At 73.8% G+C, this 16,476-nt stretch carries 13 protein-coding genes; 10 read left to right on the top strand and 3 right to left on the bottom strand.

Annotation, left to right across the window (positions count from 1 at the left end; all coding sequences use genetic code 11):
* From ACR9ZK_RS15770 to ACR9ZK_RS15760, 3 genes are all read left to right on the top strand, one after another.
* The coding region (locus ACR9ZK_RS15770; RefSeq protein ID WP_481342901.1) for a thiamine pyrophosphate-dependent enzyme at window positions 1-374 on the top strand (374 nt) is incomplete at its 5' end.
* 1 nt (window position 375) lies between these two features.
* Entirely contained in the window at window positions 376-1,362 is a 987-nt protein-coding gene (locus tag ACR9ZK_RS15765; RefSeq protein WP_481342900.1) for an alpha-ketoacid dehydrogenase subunit beta, read from the top strand.
* 19 nt (window positions 1,363-1,381) lie between these two features.
* Window positions 1,382-2,857, top strand: coding sequence for a dihydrolipoamide acetyltransferase family protein (locus ACR9ZK_RS15760; protein WP_481342899.1), 1,476 nt, complete (start codon window positions 1,382-1,384; stop codon window positions 2,855-2,857).
* A 99-nt stretch (window positions 2,858-2,956) separates the two neighbouring features.
* On the opposite strand, the gene ACR9ZK_RS15755 is transcribed toward ACR9ZK_RS15760, so the two are convergent.
* Window positions 2,957-5,077, bottom strand: coding sequence for an MDR family MFS transporter (locus tag ACR9ZK_RS15755; RefSeq protein ID WP_481342898.1), 2,121 nt, complete (start codon window positions 5,075-5,077; stop codon window positions 2,957-2,959).
* Between the two features lie 76 nt (window positions 5,078-5,153).
* Here ACR9ZK_RS15755 and ACR9ZK_RS15750 point away from each other — a divergent pair, with 76 nt between their 5' ends.
* Entirely contained in the window at window positions 5,154-5,759 is a 606-nt protein-coding gene (locus ACR9ZK_RS15750; protein WP_481342897.1) for a TetR family transcriptional regulator, read from the top strand.
* A gap of 86 nt (window positions 5,760-5,845) precedes the next feature.
* Here the strand turns inward: ACR9ZK_RS15750 and ACR9ZK_RS15745 are convergent, their stop codons facing one another.
* Both ACR9ZK_RS15745 and ACR9ZK_RS15740 read right to left on the bottom strand, forming a co-directional pair.
* Entirely contained in the window at window positions 5,846-8,461 is a 2,616-nt protein-coding gene (locus ACR9ZK_RS15745; protein ID WP_481342896.1) for a hypothetical protein, read from the bottom strand.
* 61 nt (window positions 8,462-8,522) lie between these two features.
* Entirely contained in the window at window positions 8,523-8,882 is a 360-nt protein-coding gene (locus ACR9ZK_RS15740; protein WP_481342895.1) for a TraR/DksA family transcriptional regulator, read from the bottom strand.
* 72 nt (window positions 8,883-8,954) lie between these two features.
* On the opposite strand from ACR9ZK_RS15740, the gene ACR9ZK_RS15735 reads away from it, so the two are divergent.
* The 6 genes from ACR9ZK_RS15735 (at window position 8,955) to ACR9ZK_RS15710 (ending at window position 16,324) form a co-directional block, all read left to right on the top strand.
* Window positions 8,955-10,448, top strand: coding sequence for a hypothetical protein (locus tag ACR9ZK_RS15735; RefSeq protein WP_481342894.1), 1,494 nt, complete (start codon window positions 8,955-8,957; stop codon window positions 10,446-10,448).
* A gap of 160 nt (window positions 10,449-10,608) precedes the next feature.
* Window positions 10,609-11,874: an Nramp family divalent metal transporter gene (locus ACR9ZK_RS15730; RefSeq protein WP_481342893.1), complete on the top strand. Its 1,266-nt coding sequence runs from the start codon at window positions 10,609-10,611 to the stop codon at window positions 11,872-11,874.
* Between the two features lie 125 nt (window positions 11,875-11,999).
* Window positions 12,000-13,148, top strand: a complete 1,149-nt coding sequence (locus tag ACR9ZK_RS15725) for an acyl-CoA dehydrogenase family protein (RefSeq protein WP_481342892.1) — start codon at window positions 12,000-12,002, stop codon at window positions 13,146-13,148.
* Window positions 13,148-14,260: an acyl-CoA dehydrogenase family protein gene (locus ACR9ZK_RS15720; protein ID WP_481342891.1), complete on the top strand. Its 1,113-nt coding sequence runs from the start codon at window positions 13,148-13,150 to the stop codon at window positions 14,258-14,260. Before ACR9ZK_RS15725 ends, ACR9ZK_RS15720 begins: the two co-directional genes overlap by 1 nt.
* A 29-nt stretch (window positions 14,261-14,289) precedes the next feature.
* Window positions 14,290-15,027, top strand: coding sequence for an enoyl-CoA hydratase-related protein (locus ACR9ZK_RS15715; protein ID WP_481342890.1), 738 nt, complete (start codon window positions 14,290-14,292; stop codon window positions 15,025-15,027).
* A gap of 67 nt (window positions 15,028-15,094) precedes the next feature.
* Window positions 15,095-16,324: an MFS transporter gene (locus tag ACR9ZK_RS15710; protein ID WP_481342889.1), complete on the top strand. Its 1,230-nt coding sequence runs from the start codon at window positions 15,095-15,097 to the stop codon at window positions 16,322-16,324.
* Window positions 16,325-16,476: the final 152 nt, after the last annotated feature.

Genomic DNA, 16,476 nt, shown 5'->3' with positions numbered 1-16,476 from the left:
TCGACGAGGCCCGCAACGGCAACGGCCCGCTGCTCATCGAGGCCTTCACGTACCGCATGGGCGCCCACACCACGGCCGACGACCCGACCAAGTACCGGATCTCGGCCGAGGTGGAGGAGTGGAAGTTCCGCGACCCGATCCTGCGCCTCAAGACCTACCTGGCCCACGAGGGCATGGCCGACGACGAGTTCTTCGGCCGCGTCGACGCCGAGGCCGACCAGTTCGCCGCCGAGCTGCGCCAGGGCTGCATCAGCATGGAGACGATGCCCGGCGCGACGATGTGGGACCACATCTACGCCGAGGACCACCCCGTCATGGAGGCCGAGCGTGCCGCCTACCTCGCCTACAAGGCGAGCTTCGAGGAGGCGAGCTGAGATGGCGCTCGAGAAGGTCACCCTCGGAAAGAGCATCACGAACGGCCTGCGCAAGGCCATGGAGGCCGACCCCAAGGTCGTGCTCATCGGTGAGGACATCGGCAAGCTCGGCGGCGTCTTCCGCATCACCGAGGGCCTGCAGAAGGACTTCGGCGAGGAGCGGGTCATCGACTCCCCGCTCGCCGAGTCCGGCATCGTCGGCACCGCCCTGGGGATGGCGCTGCGCGGCTACCGCCCCGTCTGCGAGATCCAGTTCGACGGCTTCGTCTACCCGGCCTTCGACCAGATCGTCTGCCAGGTCGCCAAGATGCGGGCCCGCTCGCTCGGCTCGATCAAGATCCCGATGGTCATCCGCATCCCGTTCGGTGGCGGCATCGGCAGTCCCGAGCACCACTCGGAGAGTCCCGAGGCCTACTTCGCCCACACCGCGGGCCTGCGCACCGTCGCGTGCAGCAACCCCGAGGACGCCCACTGGATGATCCAGCAGGCCATCGCGTGCGACGACCCGGTCATGTTCTTCGAGCCGAAGCGTCGCTACCACGACCGTGCCGAGTACGACACCGCCGCGACGTCCGCGCCGCGCGGGCTCTTCGAGGCCAACGTGCTGCGCGAGGGCACCGACGTGACGCTCGTGGGCTACGGTCCCGTCGTCAAGACGCTGCTCGAGTCGGCGGCTGCCGCCGAGTCGGAGGGCACGAGCATCGAGGTCATCGACCTGCGCTCGCTGTCGCCGCTGCCCATCGACACCATCGTGTCGTCGGTGAAGAAGACCGGCCGGCTGGTCGTCGTCCACGAGGCGAGCACGTTCCTCGGCATGGCCTCGGAGATCTCCGCGCAGGTCACCGAGAAGTGCTTCTACGAGCTCGAGGCCCCGGTCGTACGCGTCGGCGGCGCGAACATCCCGTACCCGCCGAGCCGGATGGAGGAGGAGTTCCTCCCGGACCTCGACCGCATCCTCGACGGCGTCGACCGCGCGCTCGCGTACTGACCGAAAGGGACTGTCCTCCATGGCAATCCGCACGTTCAAGCTGCCCGACCCCGGTGAGGGCCTCGTCGAGGCCGAGATCGTCGAGTGGCGGGTTGAGCCCGGCGACACCGTCAAGGTCAACGACATGGTCCTCGAGGTCGAGACCGCCAAGTCGCTCGTCGAGCTGCCGATCCCGTGGGCCGGCACCGTCAAGGACCTCCTCGTGGAGGTCGGCCAGACCGTCGACGTCGGCACCCCGATCATCACGATCGACGACGGCACCGCCGAGGAGACGCCGGTCGCACCGGCCGTCCCCGGCGAGACCGCGGAGCCGGCCGGCGGCGAGGCGATCCTCGTCGGCTACGGCGCCAAGGCCGGTGCCACGGCCCGTCGCCCGCGCAAGCGGGCCGGTGACGCCGCTCCGGCCCCGGTCGCCCGGACCTCGGCGCCGACCGAGACCGAGCAGGTCGCGGCCGCGGAGCCGGTCGCCGAGCCGACCGCCCCGGCGCCCCGCGTCGAGTCGCCGGCCCCGACACCGGACGCCGCGCCCGCGGTGACGGCTTCCCCGTCGGCGCCGGTCGCGCGGGAGGGCCGGCCGAAGGCCAAGCCGCCGGTGCGCAAGCTCGCCAAGGACCTCGGCGTCGACCTCTGGGCCGTCGCCGGCTCGGGTCCCGAGGGGGTCATCACCCGCGACGACGTCAACGCCTTCGCGTCGGGCGCGGTCGACGGCGCAGCCCCGGCGGTTCCGGCGGCAGCCGGCGTCCCGTCATCCGCCCCGGCGCTGCCGTTCGGCGCGGGCGAGCGCGAGACCCGCATCCCCATCAAGGGCGTGCGCAAGATGACCGCCCAGGCGATGGTCGGCTCCGCCTTCACGGCGCCGCACGTCACCGAGTGGGTCACCGTCGACGTCACGAGGACGATGGAGCTCGTCGACCGCCTCAAGGGCGAGCGCGAGTTCCGCGAGGTCAAGGTGACGCCGCTGCTCGTGCTCGCCAAGGCGCTCGTCCTCGCGATCAGGCGCAACCCGGGCATGAACGCGACGTGGGACGAGGCCGCCCAGGAGATCGTCCAGAAGAACTACGTCAACCTCGGCATCGCCGCCGCCACGCCGCGCGGGCTCATCGTCCCGAACATCAAGGACGCCCACGCACTGACGATGCTCGAGCTGGCCCGCGCCATCGGGGCGCTGACGGCGACCGCTCGCGAGGGACGCACCCAGCCGGCCGAGATGTCGGGTGGCACCATCACGATCACCAACGTCGGGGTCTTCGGCGTCGACAGCGGCACCCCGATCATCAACCCCGGCGAGTCGGCGATCGTGTGCTTCGGCGCGATCCGCAAGCAGCCGTGGGTCGTCACCGCCGCCGACGGCTCCGACGAGATCGCGGTGCGCCACGTGACCCAGCTGGCGGTGAGCTTCGACCACCGGCTCATCGACGGCGAGCTCGGTTCGCGCTTCCTGTCCGACCTCGCCGCGATCCTCGAGGACCCCAGCCGCGCCCTCGTCTGGGCCTGACCTCCCGCACCAAACCCCCGCAACACACCGAGCAGCTGCCAACCCGACGGGGTGTACCCGGCGGGACCTGGCAGCTGCTCGGTGTGTTCGTGGACGGCGTCAGCGGGCCGATGCCGCCTGGCGCTCGGCGTGGCGGGCCTGCCTGCGGTCGACGAGGTAGGCGGCGGTGAGGTCGTCGCCGACGCGCTCGAGCATCCGGACGTCGACGGCCTCGTACCGCTCCGCGACGGTCGGCTCGAGGGTCGTCATGACCTCGTGGGCATCGCGCTCGGCGATCGCCGTGGCGAGCTCGCGCTTGAGCCAGTCGTCGAGGACGCCGCCCGGAGCCTTGGCGCGTGCGGCCACCTCGACGGCGAACCGTTCCGTGTCTGCCGCGACCGACGGGTCCTCGGTGGTCAGCATCCGCGCCGTGCGGTGCAGCAGCGCCGCGCCGGCGTCGAGGTCTCCCTCGCCGAGCCGGATGACGGCCCGGCTGAGCAGGGGCCGGTCGCCGCGCAGCGCCGAGTCGGCGAGCAGTCCGAGGCGCAGGCCGAGGAGGCGCTCGTGCGTCCGCGTGTTGCCGGCGCCGCGGCCCAGCGGGACCGTGACCTCGTCGTCGGGCGCCGACTGCGACAGCGTGTCGAGCAGCTCGATGCCGGCCTCGTCGGGCGTGTGCACGGTGTCGCGCAGCGGCAGCTCCTTGATGAAGAGCGCGGTCACCAGGGCCAGAGCGAAGGGGACGAGGCCCCAGACGAACACCGTGTGCAGCGAGTCGGCCAGGCCCTGCTGGACGCCGGAGGCGATCTGCGGCGGAAGCTGCGCGAGTGCCGAGGGATCGAGCACCGACCCGGCGCTCACCTCCTGGCCCGAGGCCTGCATCTGCCGTACCACCGAGGCGGGCAGGTGGGAGGCGATGTTGCCCGCGAGCCCGCTGGTCATGATCGTGCCGAACACGGCCGTGCCGACGGTCGAGCCGACGTTGCGGAAGAACTGCGTGGAGGCGGTGGCGACGCCGAGGTCCTTGCGCTGCGAGGAGTTCTGGATGATGAGGGTGAACACCTGCAGCGCCATGCCGAGGCCCACGCCGAAGACGACCATCGACAGGGTGAGCTCGGTCTGGCTCGAGCCGTGGTGCAGCTGGGTGAGCAGCCAGAAGCCGACGCCCATGATGAGGATGCCCGCGATGGTCTGCAGCTTGTACCTGCCCGTCCTGGTGATGACGAGCCCGGAGAGGATCGACAGGCCGATCATGGCCACCGACATCGGCATGAGGATGAGTCCTGAGTTGGTGGCCGACACGCCGAGCACGCCCTGCGCGTAGACGGGCAGGTAGATCATCGCGCCGAACATCATGACCGAGACCATGAACGCCGCGATGTTGGACAGCGTGAACAGCGGGCTGCGGAACAGGCGCAGCGGCAGGACCGGCTCGACGGCCCGGCGCTCGACGGCGACGAACGCGGCGAGCGCGGCGACGCCCGCGACATACAGGCCGATGATCGCGGGGGAGCCCCACGGCAGGGTCGTGCCGCCCAGCGAGGTCGGCACGAGCAGCAGGACGAGGGTCAGCGACAGCACCGTGATGCCGGCCTTGTCGACGACGGACTCACGGGGCGTGTGCTCGAGGTGCAGGAAGCGGCTGATGCCGAAGAAGGCGACGACGCCGACGGGCAGCGTGACGAAGAAGAGCCAGCGCCACCCCCAGTGGTCGGTGACGAAGCCGCCGGCGAGCGGGCCGAGGATCGAGGCGAGGCCGAAGACGCCGCCCATGAGGCCCTGGTACTTGCCGCGCTGACGCGGCGGGATGATGTCGCCGATGATCGTCTGCGAGAGGGGCATCAGGGTGCCCATGCCGGCGCCCTGGACGGCGCGAGCGGCGATCAGCCACCAGAAGTTCTGGGCGAATCCGGACAGGACCGAGCCGGCCATGAAGACGACGAGGCCGCCGAGGTAGAACCCGCGCCGCCCGTAGAGGTCGCTCATCTTGCCGACGATCGGGACGGTGATCGCGCTCACGAGCATGGCCGCGGTGGCCAGCCACGAGTAGTGGTCGATGCCGCCGAGCTCGGCGACGATGCGCGGCATGGCCGGACCGACGATGGTCTGGCTGATCGACGCGACGAGCATGCCGAGCATGAGCGCGGTGAAGATGTTGCGGGTGGCGCGGTCCAGCCCGTGCGCGGCCGGTCCCGCCTCCGTCGTGGCGCCCGGGGTGGGGGCGGCCGTCGAGGTCTGTGGCATGTCCTCGACCGTACACCTAAACGTGCAGTGTCTGCAAAATTGCAGTGGATGCAGACTTGGTGCCATCATGGGACCCATGAGCACGTCCGTTGCCGACGAGTCCTGCGGCCTGCGCGAGCGCAAGAAGCGCGAGACCCGGCGCGCCATCAACCTCGCGGCCCTGGACCTCGTCGAGGAGAAGGGCTTCGCGACGGTCACCACCGAGGAGATCGCGACACGCGCCGGTGTGAGCGCCCGCACCTTCTTCAACTACTTCCCGTCGAAGGAGGCGGCCGTCATCGGCACGACCGCCGAGGAGCTCGAGTCCTACGCCGAGCAGCTTGAGGAGGTGCGCGACGGTGAGACGCCGCTGGAGTCGCTGCGCCGCATCCTCGCCGGCATGCTCGCGCCCGCCTCGGTCGACCGCGAGCTGCGGGCCAAGCGTCGCCGGATCCTCCTCGGTGAGCCCGCACTCGCTCCGGCCCTCGTCGGCAACAACATCCGCATCGAGAACGCGTTGACCGCCGCCCTCGAGCGCCGGCTCGGCCACGCCCCCGGTGCCTCGCTCGAGCCGCGGGTCACGGTCGCCGTCGCGATCGCCGCGGTCCGCGCCTGCATCGAGCACCAGCAGGCCGGTGGCGGGGGACGCCTCGAGCGCAACATCGACGCCGCCTTCGACTACATCGGCTCCGGGCTCGCCTGAGCGAGACAGGCATCTCCGAGGCGCCGAACGTGCCGGCCCGGGCGACGCGGGTCGTGCCGGTGAGCCCGGTCGCCGGTCCCGACGCGTCAGGCGAGCCCACTGCGGAGCGCGACGGCCGCCGCCTCGGCGCGACCCCGCAACCCCAGCCGGGCATAGAGCGCCGATGCCGCGTCGGTCATGGTCGGGATGTCGACGCCCGCCGCCTCGGCGAGCTCCGACAGGGCCCGCTCGGAGCCCAGAGCGGTGAGCAGCTGGACCTCGTGGGCCGCCAGGGGCACCTCACCGACCGGTTGCGATCCCGGTTGCGATCCCGGTTGCGATACCGGTGGTGACGCCGGCGACGGCACTCCGCCGCCGTCCGCCGCGTCAGCACGGTCGGCGCCGGCGACGGCGCTGACGTAGGCGAGCAGCTCGGCGTGCGCCGCCGACGCGTCGAGGACCGACCCCTCGAACGCGGCCCGGTCGAAAGCGTCGGGCCCGAGCAGGGTGCGCAGCTCGGCCGTCGCCCGCTCGTACGCGGTGCGCTCGAGCGGCGCCAGCCCGGAGAGGAGGATCGGCAGCATCGGCTGCGCGAACCCGTGGAAGCGCGCGGCCGCGAGGAGGTCACCGGTGGCCGCGGCGATGCGCGCCGCTGCGAGGGAGCAGTGCGCGACGGCCGTCCCGGCGGGGAGGCGCCACGCGAGCTCGAGCCGGGTGCGCGTCCACCGCGCCGCGGCCGCGGCGTCGCCGGACGCGAGGGCCCGTGACGCGAGCCGGCCGAGGATGAGCGACAGCGATGCCCCGTCACCAGTCACCGTGGCGACCCCGAGCAGCTCCTCGAGCGTCGGCACGTCGGGCCCCGGGCGTCCGGACGCCTCAGGGGGACCGGCCAGCCCGACGATGCGGGACGGCACCGTGTGCAGCAGGACGCCGGCGGCCACCACCGACGGGCCGTCACCGGCGGCACGACCGCGGCGCAGCGCCGACAGCCCGAGCGCGACCGCGCCCGCGGTGTCCCCGCCTCGGTGCAACAGGATCGCGCGCCACGCCTCGAAGCGCGCGAGCCAGCGCGCGTGGCCCAGGTGCGTCGCCAGCTCGAGCCCCTCGAGGACGCTCCGGTGGGCCAGGATCGCGTTGCGGTGCAGCGGCAGCGTCCGCGCGACGACGTCCAACCCCTGCAGCAGGCGGAGCCGGTCGGAGGTGTGGCGGGCCCGGTCGATGCCGCTCAGCAGGCAGGGGAGGGCCTCGTCGACGCGTTCCGCGGCGTCGGCGCTGTCGAGGGCGAGGACCCCCGACCAGATCTCCGCGTCGGCGAGCAGACCCTCGTCGACGGGCTTGAGGGCCAGCTCTGCGAGCAGCTCGTCGACGACGGCCTGCAGGTTCCCGCGTTCACCGACGGTCCGGCTCAGCGGGGCCAGGTCGACGGCGAGCCGCAACGCGGTGGCGTGGTCGGGGCCTGCGCGCAGCCACGTCAGGGCCGCGCTGAGGTCGGCTGCCACCGGTTCGAGCAGGGCCATCGCCTCGGGCTCCCGGGCGTCGGCCGCGGCGGCCGCCGCCCGCCTGGCCAGGGCGGCGTGGTGCGCGGCGTGCCGGTCGAGGACGGCGCCGGCCCCGTCGGTCTGGTCGAGCAGCTCGCCGGCGAGCTCGGCAGCGACGGGGTCGAGCGCGAAGCAGGCGCGCTGCGGCGTCGAGGCGTCACGGGCCGGGCCACCGGCTGGCTCCACCGACGCCGCGGGCCTCGCCGGCTGGACGTCGGCCGCGAGGCGGAGGTCGACGAGCGTGTCGAGGGCGTCCACGAGCCGCGGCAGCGGCAGGTCGGACACGGCGCTCGCGGCGTCGAGGTCGAACGGCCCCCGCAGCGTCGACGCGTCGCGCAGCAGCTCCTGGGCATCGGGCGACAGGGTCGCGTACGCCAGCTCGAGAGCGGTGCGCACGCCGCGGGGCTCGGCGCGCCGCGCCGTCAGCAGCGACACCCGGGAGGCCCCGCCGCGCAGCAGCCCGGCGACGCCGTCGATGCCGAGCGCACCGGCGCGTGCGGCCGCCAGCTCGAGCGCGAGCGGCAGGCCGCCGACACCGCGGCACACCTCGGCGGCGGCGCGAACGACGTCGTCGGTCGGCAGGAGGCCGGCGTCCACGAGGGCGACGCGGTCGAGCAGGAGGGCGACGGCGGGATGCCGCCGGAGGGTGTCCGGGTCATCGTTCCTGCGCGGCGCGTCGAACGCGCGGACGGCGACCTGCTCGGCGCCCGGCCATGCCGCGGGCCGCCGGCCGACGAGGACGACGGCCAGCCCGGGACACGCGTCGACGAGCCGGTCGGCCTCGTGGACGAGCTGGCGCTCGGCGAGGAGTGCGTGCGGGCCCGGGCCGTCGGGCGGGTCGACGACGACGAGCAGGCGGCGCTGTCCGACGGCGGCGGCGAGCCGGTCGACGTCGTGGGGTTCGAGGACCCCGAGGTGGCCCGCCAGGCCGCGCCGCAGACCCGGTCCACCGCGCACGGCGACCGTGACCGACGCGTCGTAGGCGTCACCGAGACGGGCCACTGCGAGGGCCACGACCGTCGACGTGCCGACGCCGAGGGGGCCGTGGACGACGACGCGACGCGCACCGTCCGGACCGAGGGCCCGCACGAGGGCCTCGATCTCGTCGTCCCTGCCGTAGACCCCGTGTCCGGGGTGCACGACGAGACGCGCGGCATCCCGCCGCCAGGTGCCCGGCTCGCTCATCCGACCTCCGCGCCCAGCCTTGCAGACGCGGCCGCTGCCGCGCGGGGTTTCGCCGAGAGCGCTAGCCCGGGTGGCCACCGACGTGCTCGACGCACCTCGTCGCGGTCGGCCGCGCCTCGAGCCGGGCCTGCGGGATCGGCTGCCCGCAGACCTCGCAGCGACCGTACGTGCCCGCGGCGACCCTCGCCACGGCGGCGTCGATCTCGGCGAGGTGTCGCTCGGCCTGCTCCACGAGGGCGCCGATCTGCGACCGCTCGTAGGCGATCGTCGACCCCTCGGGGTCGTGCTCGTCGTCGGCGTTCGACCCCTCGGCGGCGTCGACGACGAGCGCGAACTCGCTGCGCAGGTCGTCGAGTCGCTGGAGGGTGGTCAGCCGCTCCTCGTCGAGCAGGCGTCCCGGTGCGGCAGGAAACTCGTCCACGCGCCCATTGTCGCCCTGCCGGGGACCGGTCGGCCGGCGGACAGCCGCCTCGCCCACCGGCAGGATGGCTCCATGAGTGACTCCGACGCCCAGCGTGGCGTGGTCTTTCCGGCCGACCCGGCAACCGGACGACGCAGCACGACCGCCGTCGGGCGGGCCGTCGTCGCCGACGCGCTGCGCGCGCACGACCCGGTCGGGGCCGCGTCGGCCGAGCGCGAGACGAGCTGGCGGCAGGGGTACCTGCCCCACTTCCGCCGGCTCGTCGAGGCGGGGCTCGTCTCCGACGCCGCCGCCCTCGGCATCGCCCGCGACGGGCTGGCATCGCTGCACACGCGGATGCGCTGGGCGGGAGCCGGCGGCGACCGGCCGCTGGCCGCGGCCTTCGAGCCGCCCGACGGCTTCGAGCCCGCCGCCTCGGGGACGCTCGGCTCCGAGACGCTCCATGGTGAGGGAGAGCCGGAGCGCGTCCTGTCCCTGCCCTACGGCCGTGAGCGGCTCTCCGGGGACAGGCTGTTGCGCCGCCTCGACGCGTGGGTCGAGACCGGGACGGTCGAGCCGTCCTGCGCCGAGGCCGTCGGCCGCGTCGTCGAGCACCCGGAGTGGCTCGACCTCGGCGACCACACCGTCGTCGTCCTCGGCGCCGCGGCGGAGATGGGGCCGCTGCGGTCCCTGCTGCGGTGGGGCGCGAACGTCGCAGCGGTCGACCTGCCACGGCCCGAGCTGTGGGACCGGCTCATCGGTGACACCCGGCGCCTGGCCGGTTCGATGACCGTGCCCGTGCGTGGCACCGAGGGTCCCTTGGCAGCGCGTGCCGGTGGCGACCTCGTCCACGACCTCGCGGCGGTCACCCGGTGGGTCGCCGGCCTCGAGGCGCCGCACCGGCTCGTCCTCGGCAACTACGTCTACGCGGACGGCGCGACGAACGTCCGCGTCTCGACGGCCGTCGACGCCCTGACGAGGCGGCTCGTCGAGGAGCGTCGCCCGGACGACGTCGTACTCGCCTTCCTCGCCACGCCCACCGACGTCTTCGCGGTGCCGGGGGAGGCGGTCGAGCGCTCGGTGCGCAGCTACGCCCAGCGCCGCACCTCGAAGCTGCTCCGCGTGCCCCTGCGCACGGTGAGCGGAGGGAGGCTGCTGCGTCGCAACTACGTGCCGGGGCAGGACCCGGGCATCAACGACAGCGTCGTGCTCCAGCAGGGCCCGAACTACCTGTTGGCCAAGCGGCTCCAGCGCTGGCGCGCCGCGACCCACCGGGCCGACGGCGGCCTCGTCTCCTTCAAGGTCGCGCCGCCGACCCGCACCCGCTCGGTCGTCAAGAACCGGGCACTGGCAGCGGCCTACGCAGGGGCCCACCGGTTCGGCATCGAGGTCTTCGAGCCCGGCACGGCCAACACCCTCATGGCCGCACTCCTCGTCCACGACCTGCGCACCGGCGCGCCGAGCCGCGGGCACCCGTGGCAGGACGAGGCGTACGCGGCCGCCCACGGCGGGCTCTGGACGTCGGCGTACGACCCGCGCAGCGCCCTCGGCATCGCGGCCCTCCTCGGGCTCGCCTCGGCCCGCTGAGACCCTGAGACCCGCTGAGACCCGCTGAGACCCGCGGAGACCCGCTGAGACCCGCTGAGCGGGTCGGGGCCCGCGCGGTCCGAGGCGCCCACCGGTGGCGCGGTCCCGGTGTCGTGGACGGAGTTGGCGCCGCGCCCCGTGAGGCTCGATGCTGTGCACCATGGACGAGCAGGTGGCGCAGGAACGGCGCCGGACCGAGGACCGGTCCCCGGAGCGGGGGCTCGGCGGCACCCTGCGCGCGCCCCGGACCCTGGTGCCGGCGCTCCTCGCCGCGATCGCCTACGTCGACCCCGGCAACTTCGGCGTCAACATCACGTCGGGCGCCGAGCACGACTACGGCCTCGTGTGGGTCGTCGTCTTCGCCAGCTGCTCCGCGATGGTCATCCAGTACCTCGCCGCGAAGCTCGGCATGGTCACCGGCCGGAGCCTCGCCGAGCACAGTGCCGCGCGGTTCCCGGGGGTTGGTCGGGTCCTGCTCTGGGTCCAGGCCGAGCTCGTCGTCGTCATGACCGACCTCGCCGAGATCGTCGGTGGGGCCATCGCGCTGCGGCTGCTCTTCGGGATGCCGCTCATGGCGGGCGCCGCGTCCGTCACGCTCTTCAGCCTCGTCGTGCTCGCCCTGAAGGTCCGGGGCCGCAGCCAGTTCGACTCGGTGGTGCTCGTCCTGCTCATCGTCATCGTCGGCTCGCTCGTGTGGCAGGTGACGGTCGCCGACGTCGACAGCGCCGGCCTGCTCCGGGCGCTGGTGCCCGGATCGCTCGAGGGATCCGCGGCCCTGCTGGCCGTCGGCATCGTCGGGGCGACGGTCATGCCGCACGCCCTCCACTTCCACTCCGCGGCCTCGCGGGGGCACGACGACGGCACGCCGGTCGTGTCGCCGGCCGAGCGCCTCCGGGCCGGGCGTCGGACCGTCCGCAGCGTCGTCATCGCCATGACGGTGGCGGGGTTCGCCAACGTCAGCCTCGTCGTCTTCGCCGCTGCGCTGCCGACGTCGGCGGGGGCCAGCATCGAGTCGGCGTACGCGGCCCTCGGGTCGAGCGTCGGCGACATCGCCGCGACGATGCTCGCGGTGGCCCTGCTCGCCTCCGGCCTGGCCTCGACGCTCGTCGGCGTGCAGACCGGCGACGTCGTCATGCAGGGGTTCGGACGCCGCCCCATCGCGCCGCTGCTGCGGCGTCTCCTCGCCGTCGTGCCCGCCCTGCTCATCCTCGGCCTCGGCGTCGACCCCACCGACGCGCTGGTCTGGAGCCAGGTGGCCCTCTCGTTCGCGCTGCCGGGCACCCTCGTGCCGCTCCTGCTCTTCACGAGCGACCGACGCCTCATGGGCGTCCTCGTCAACCACCGCGTCACGACCGTCGTCGCCGGCCTCATCACCGCCGTCATCGTCGGCCTCTGCGGCTACCTCGTCCTCGCCGGGGGCGCCTGACCCCGCGCGGGGGCGCTCGCCCGAGCCGGCGCGGGCGTGCTCCGTGGCGCGCACCACCCGTCCCGGGAGGCGCACCACCGTGTGGGAGAGTGACCCCTGACCCGGCCGGACCGACGGAGGTGAGCATGGCGACCCGACTCGTGCCACCCGGCGTGCGCGAGCTGCCCGCCCTCACCGAGCTGCGTCTGGAGGTGCGCGCCTTCCTCGCCGAGCAGCTTCGGGCGGGGGCGTTCGTGCCGCACGTCGACACGTGGCTGACGCGCTGGGACCGCGCGTTCACCCGCGAGCTCGGACGCCGCGGCTGGCTGGGCATGGTCATCCCCACCGAGTACGGCGGGCAGGGCCGCACGTACCTCGAACGGTTCGTCGTCACCGAGGAGCTGCTCGTCGTCGGTGCGCCCGTCGCGGCGCACTGGATCGCCGAGCGGCAGATCGGGCCCTCGCTGCTGCGCTACGGCACCGAGGAGCAGAAGCGCGCGTTCCTCCCGCGGATCAGCAGGGGCGAGGTCGTCTTCGGCATCGGCATGAGCGAGCCCGACTCCGGGTCCGACCTCGCGAGCGTGCGCACCCGGGCCGAGCGGGTCGAGGGCGGCTGGCGCGTCACCGGCACGAAGGTGTGGACCTCGGGCGCCCACGAGGCCGACGCGTTCTTCGCGCTGTGCCGCACGTCGCCGCCCGACCCCGAGCACCGGCACGCCGGTCTGAGCCAGCTCATCGTCGACCTGCACGACCCGGACGTCCACATCCGGCCGATCCTGTCGATGGGCGGGGACCACCACTTCAACGAGGTCCACCTCGACGGCGTCCTCGTGCCCGACGACCGGGTCCTCGGCGCCGTGGGCGACGGCTGGCGGCAGGTCACCTCCGAGCTGGCCTACGAGCGCAGCGGGCCCGAGCGGGTCCTGTCCACCTTCCAGCTGCTCGCGGCTGCCGCCCAGGCCATGGACGACGGACGCCTCCCGGCCGACGCGGGCCTGGGCCGGCACGTCGCGCGCGTCGCCGGGCTGCACCACCTGTCCTTCTCCGTGTCGACGGCTCTCGAGGCCCACGAGCCGGCCGACGTCCCGGCCGCCCTCGTCAAGCTGCTCGGCACGACGACCGAGGGCGACATCGCCGACTTCGTCGACCTGCTCACCGCCACCGGCTGGGTCGAGGACGAGGAGCTCTACAGGCTCCTGCACGCGGCGATCCTCCAGCGGCCCGGCTTCACGCTGCGCGGCGGCACGAACGAGATCCTGCGCGGCGTCGTCGCGCGCGGGCTGGGGTTGCGCTGATGGCCGACTCCCGCGCGGGCCGCGACCTCCCTGCGGGGTTCGGGCACCTGGCCGCACCGGCCACCGCCGACCCCGACCTCGTCGCGATGCTCACCGAGCTCTTCGACGACTACCGCGCGACGCGTCCGGCCCCCGGCGCCACCGTGGACCTCGACCGCGACCTCTGGGCGCGCCTCGAGGACCTCGGTCTGACGCGTCTGACGGGCAGCGAGGCCTCGGGCGGCAGCGGCGCCGGCTGGCTCGAGGCCGCCGCCCTCCTCGGACTCTCCGCGGCCGCGGGCGCCCCGGTCCCGATCGCCGAGCACGACGTCCTCGGCGGGTGGCTGCTCGAGGCCGCGGGCCTCGGCAACGACGGCGGCCTCCGCACGGTGTGCCGTCCGGACCCCTCCGGCGTCGCCCTCAACGTGACGTGGGCCCGCGACGCGTCGCGCATCGTGGCGCTGTGGGAGGACCGCGACGAGTGGCGCGTGGCCGACGTGCCCCTCGACCGCGTCGGCCTGGAGGAGGGGCGCAACCTCGCAGGCGAGCCCAGCGACACCGTCGAGTTCGACCTGCTCGACCTCGAGGACGGCATCGTCGTGGCCCACGAGATCGGCGAGCAGTTCCACCACCGCGGGGCACTGGCGCGCTCGGCCCAGGTCGTCGGGGCGATGGAGCGGGTCCTCGAGGTCGTCCTCGCCCACGTGCGCGACCGCGTCCAGTTCGGCCGGCCGATCGGGCGCTTCCAGGCCGTCCAGCACCTGGTTGCCGACATCGCCGCCGAGACCGCCCTCGCCCGGGCCGCCACCGACGCGGCCGTCGCCCGGGCGGCGGCCTCCGACTGGCAGGACCGCGGCATGCTGTTCGCCGTCGGCGTCGCCAAGTCGTGCGTCGGCCACGGCGCGTCGGTCGTCGTCCGCAACGCCCACCAGGTCCTCGGCGCCATCGGCACGACGCTCGAGCACGAGCTGCACACGCTGACGAAGCCGATCCTCGCCCGACGCAGCGAGTACGGCTCGGTGCACGAGTGGGACGAGACCCTCACGGTGCTCGCCACCTCGGCCGGTCACGAGCGGCTGTGGACCCTCGTGACGACCGGCCGGGCCAAGAGCCGCGACTACCGGACCACGTGAACTGTCTTGGTACCGAAGGAGATCAGCAGATGAACGAGGTCCGGTACGACGTTGCCGACGGCGTCGCTCTCATCACCCTCGACGCGCCCGGGCGGCGCAACGCCCTCTCGGTCGAGATGTCGGTCGAGCTCGCCGACGCGGCCCGGGCGGCCGATGCCGACCCCGCGGTGGGCGCCGTCGTCGTGACCGGCGGCGAGCACTTCTGCGCCGGAGCGGTGCGCAGCGTCCTCGCCGACACCGGAGCCGACCCCGTCGAGGACGAGGCGTACCGCAACCTCGAGACCGTCTACGCGGCGTTCACGACCGTCGGCGCCATCGGCGTCCCCACCGTCGCCGCCGTCCGTGGCGCCGCGGTGGGGGCCGGGCTCAACCTCGCGCTCGCCACCGACCTTCGCATCGTGTCGCGCAGCGCGCGGCTCCTGCCCGGGTTCGCGCAGATCGGTATCCACCCGGGCGGGGGGCACTTCACGCTGCTCAACCGCGTCGCCGGCCGTGAGGCCGCGGCGGCCCTCGGCCTCTTCGGTGACGAGGTCGACGGCGACCGCGCCGTCGCGCTCGGCCTCGCCTGGGCGTCGCACGACGACGCCGACGTCGAGGAGCAGGCGCTCGCCCTGGCCCGACGCGTCGCCCGCGACCCCGCGCTGGCGCGCCGGATGGTCGCGAGCTTCCGCCGCGAGACCGCCCCGGGCGGGCTGCCGTGGGACGTCGCCGTCGAGCTCGAGCGCTCGCCGCAGATGTGGTCGCTGCGCCGACGCCACGGCCGCTGACCCGGCCGGCCGGCCGGCGGACGGCGTCGTTTCGGCCCACGGTCCGCTTGGTGGCACTATGGCGAGGGTGCCGTCGCCGACCGAGGAGGAGCTGTCCGTGCTCGCGTCCTACCGACCTCTCTTCGAGGTGCCGGGCGCTCGCACCTTCATCGCCGGGGGGATGGTGGCCCGCACCGCGGGCTCGATGTTCGGTGTGGCCGTCGTCGCCATGGTCGCCGCCCGGTCCCGCTCGTACGAGCTGGCCGGCGCCGTCGTCGCGGTCGGCATGGTGGCCCTCGCGCTCTTCGCGCCCTTCCTCGGTCGCCTCGTCGACCGGTACGGGCAGCGGCGCATCGCCATCCCGTTCTTCCTGTGGTCCGGCTTCTGGGCGGTCATGACCGTCGTCACGTCGTACAAGGGCTGGCCGTCCTGGCTGCTCTTCGTCACGTTCCCGCTCTGCGGCGCGATCCCCAACATGGGGACCATGGCGCGGGCGCGGTGGACGCACATCTTCGCCCACGACCCGCGGTCGCTGCACTCGGCGATGTCGTTCGAGCAGGTCATGGAGGAGCTGACGTTCGTCATCGGGCCGGTCGTGGCGATCTGGCTGGCCACGGCCTGGTTCCCGGAGGCCGGGTTCGTCGTCGCCACGGTGGCGTACGGCATCGGGGTCGCCGTCTTCATCTCGGCGCGATCGACCGAGCCACCCGTCGTGCCGCACCACGAGCGTCCCGAGGGGCACGCGCACCACAACCCGGGGCTCATCCCCCTCGCGTTCATCATGGTCATGACCGGGGCGATCTTCGGCGTCAACGAGGTCGTCACCCTCGCCGTCGCGGAGGACCACGGCGCCCAGGGCACGGCGGGCGCCATCCTCGCCCTCTACGCCGTCGGGTCGGGGCTGGCCGGGCTCGTCTTCGGGCACGTCTCGCACGGGCGCAACCTCGTCAAGCTGCTCGTGGCCGGCGCCCTCGGCATGGGCGTGCTCGAGGCCCCCTTGCTCTTCGCGCCGAACCTCTGGCTGCTCGCCGGCCTCATGGTCGTCGCCGGCATGGCCACCGCGCCGACGCTCATCACGACGATGAACCTCATCGAGCGGATCGTCCCCAAGGCCCAGCTCAACGAGGGCATGACGATCGTCCTCACGGGCCTCATCATCGGCATCGCCGCCGGGTCGGCGGTGTCCGGCGCCGTCGTCGACCGCGTCGGCTCCCAGCACGGCTACTGGGTGGCGGTCATCGCCGGCGGGTTCGCCTTCGTCATGGCCCTCGGCACCCGCGCCTTCCTCACCCGCCGCGAGCTGCACAACCTCCGCTGAGCTCCTCGTCACCCACCGACGCGTCCGCCCGCCCGACGCGTCCGCCCGCCCTGTGCCCGCAACACACCGAGCAGCTGCCAACGCCCCCCAGGAATACCTGAAGGGCGTTGGCAGCCTGTCTCTTATACACACCTGACGCTGCCGACGACGGA

This window comes from Monashia sp. HAY1-5C, assembly GCF_056755255.1.
Note: the sequence above shows the minus strand (reverse complement) of the source record. Positions and strands in the feature narration are given on the sequence as shown.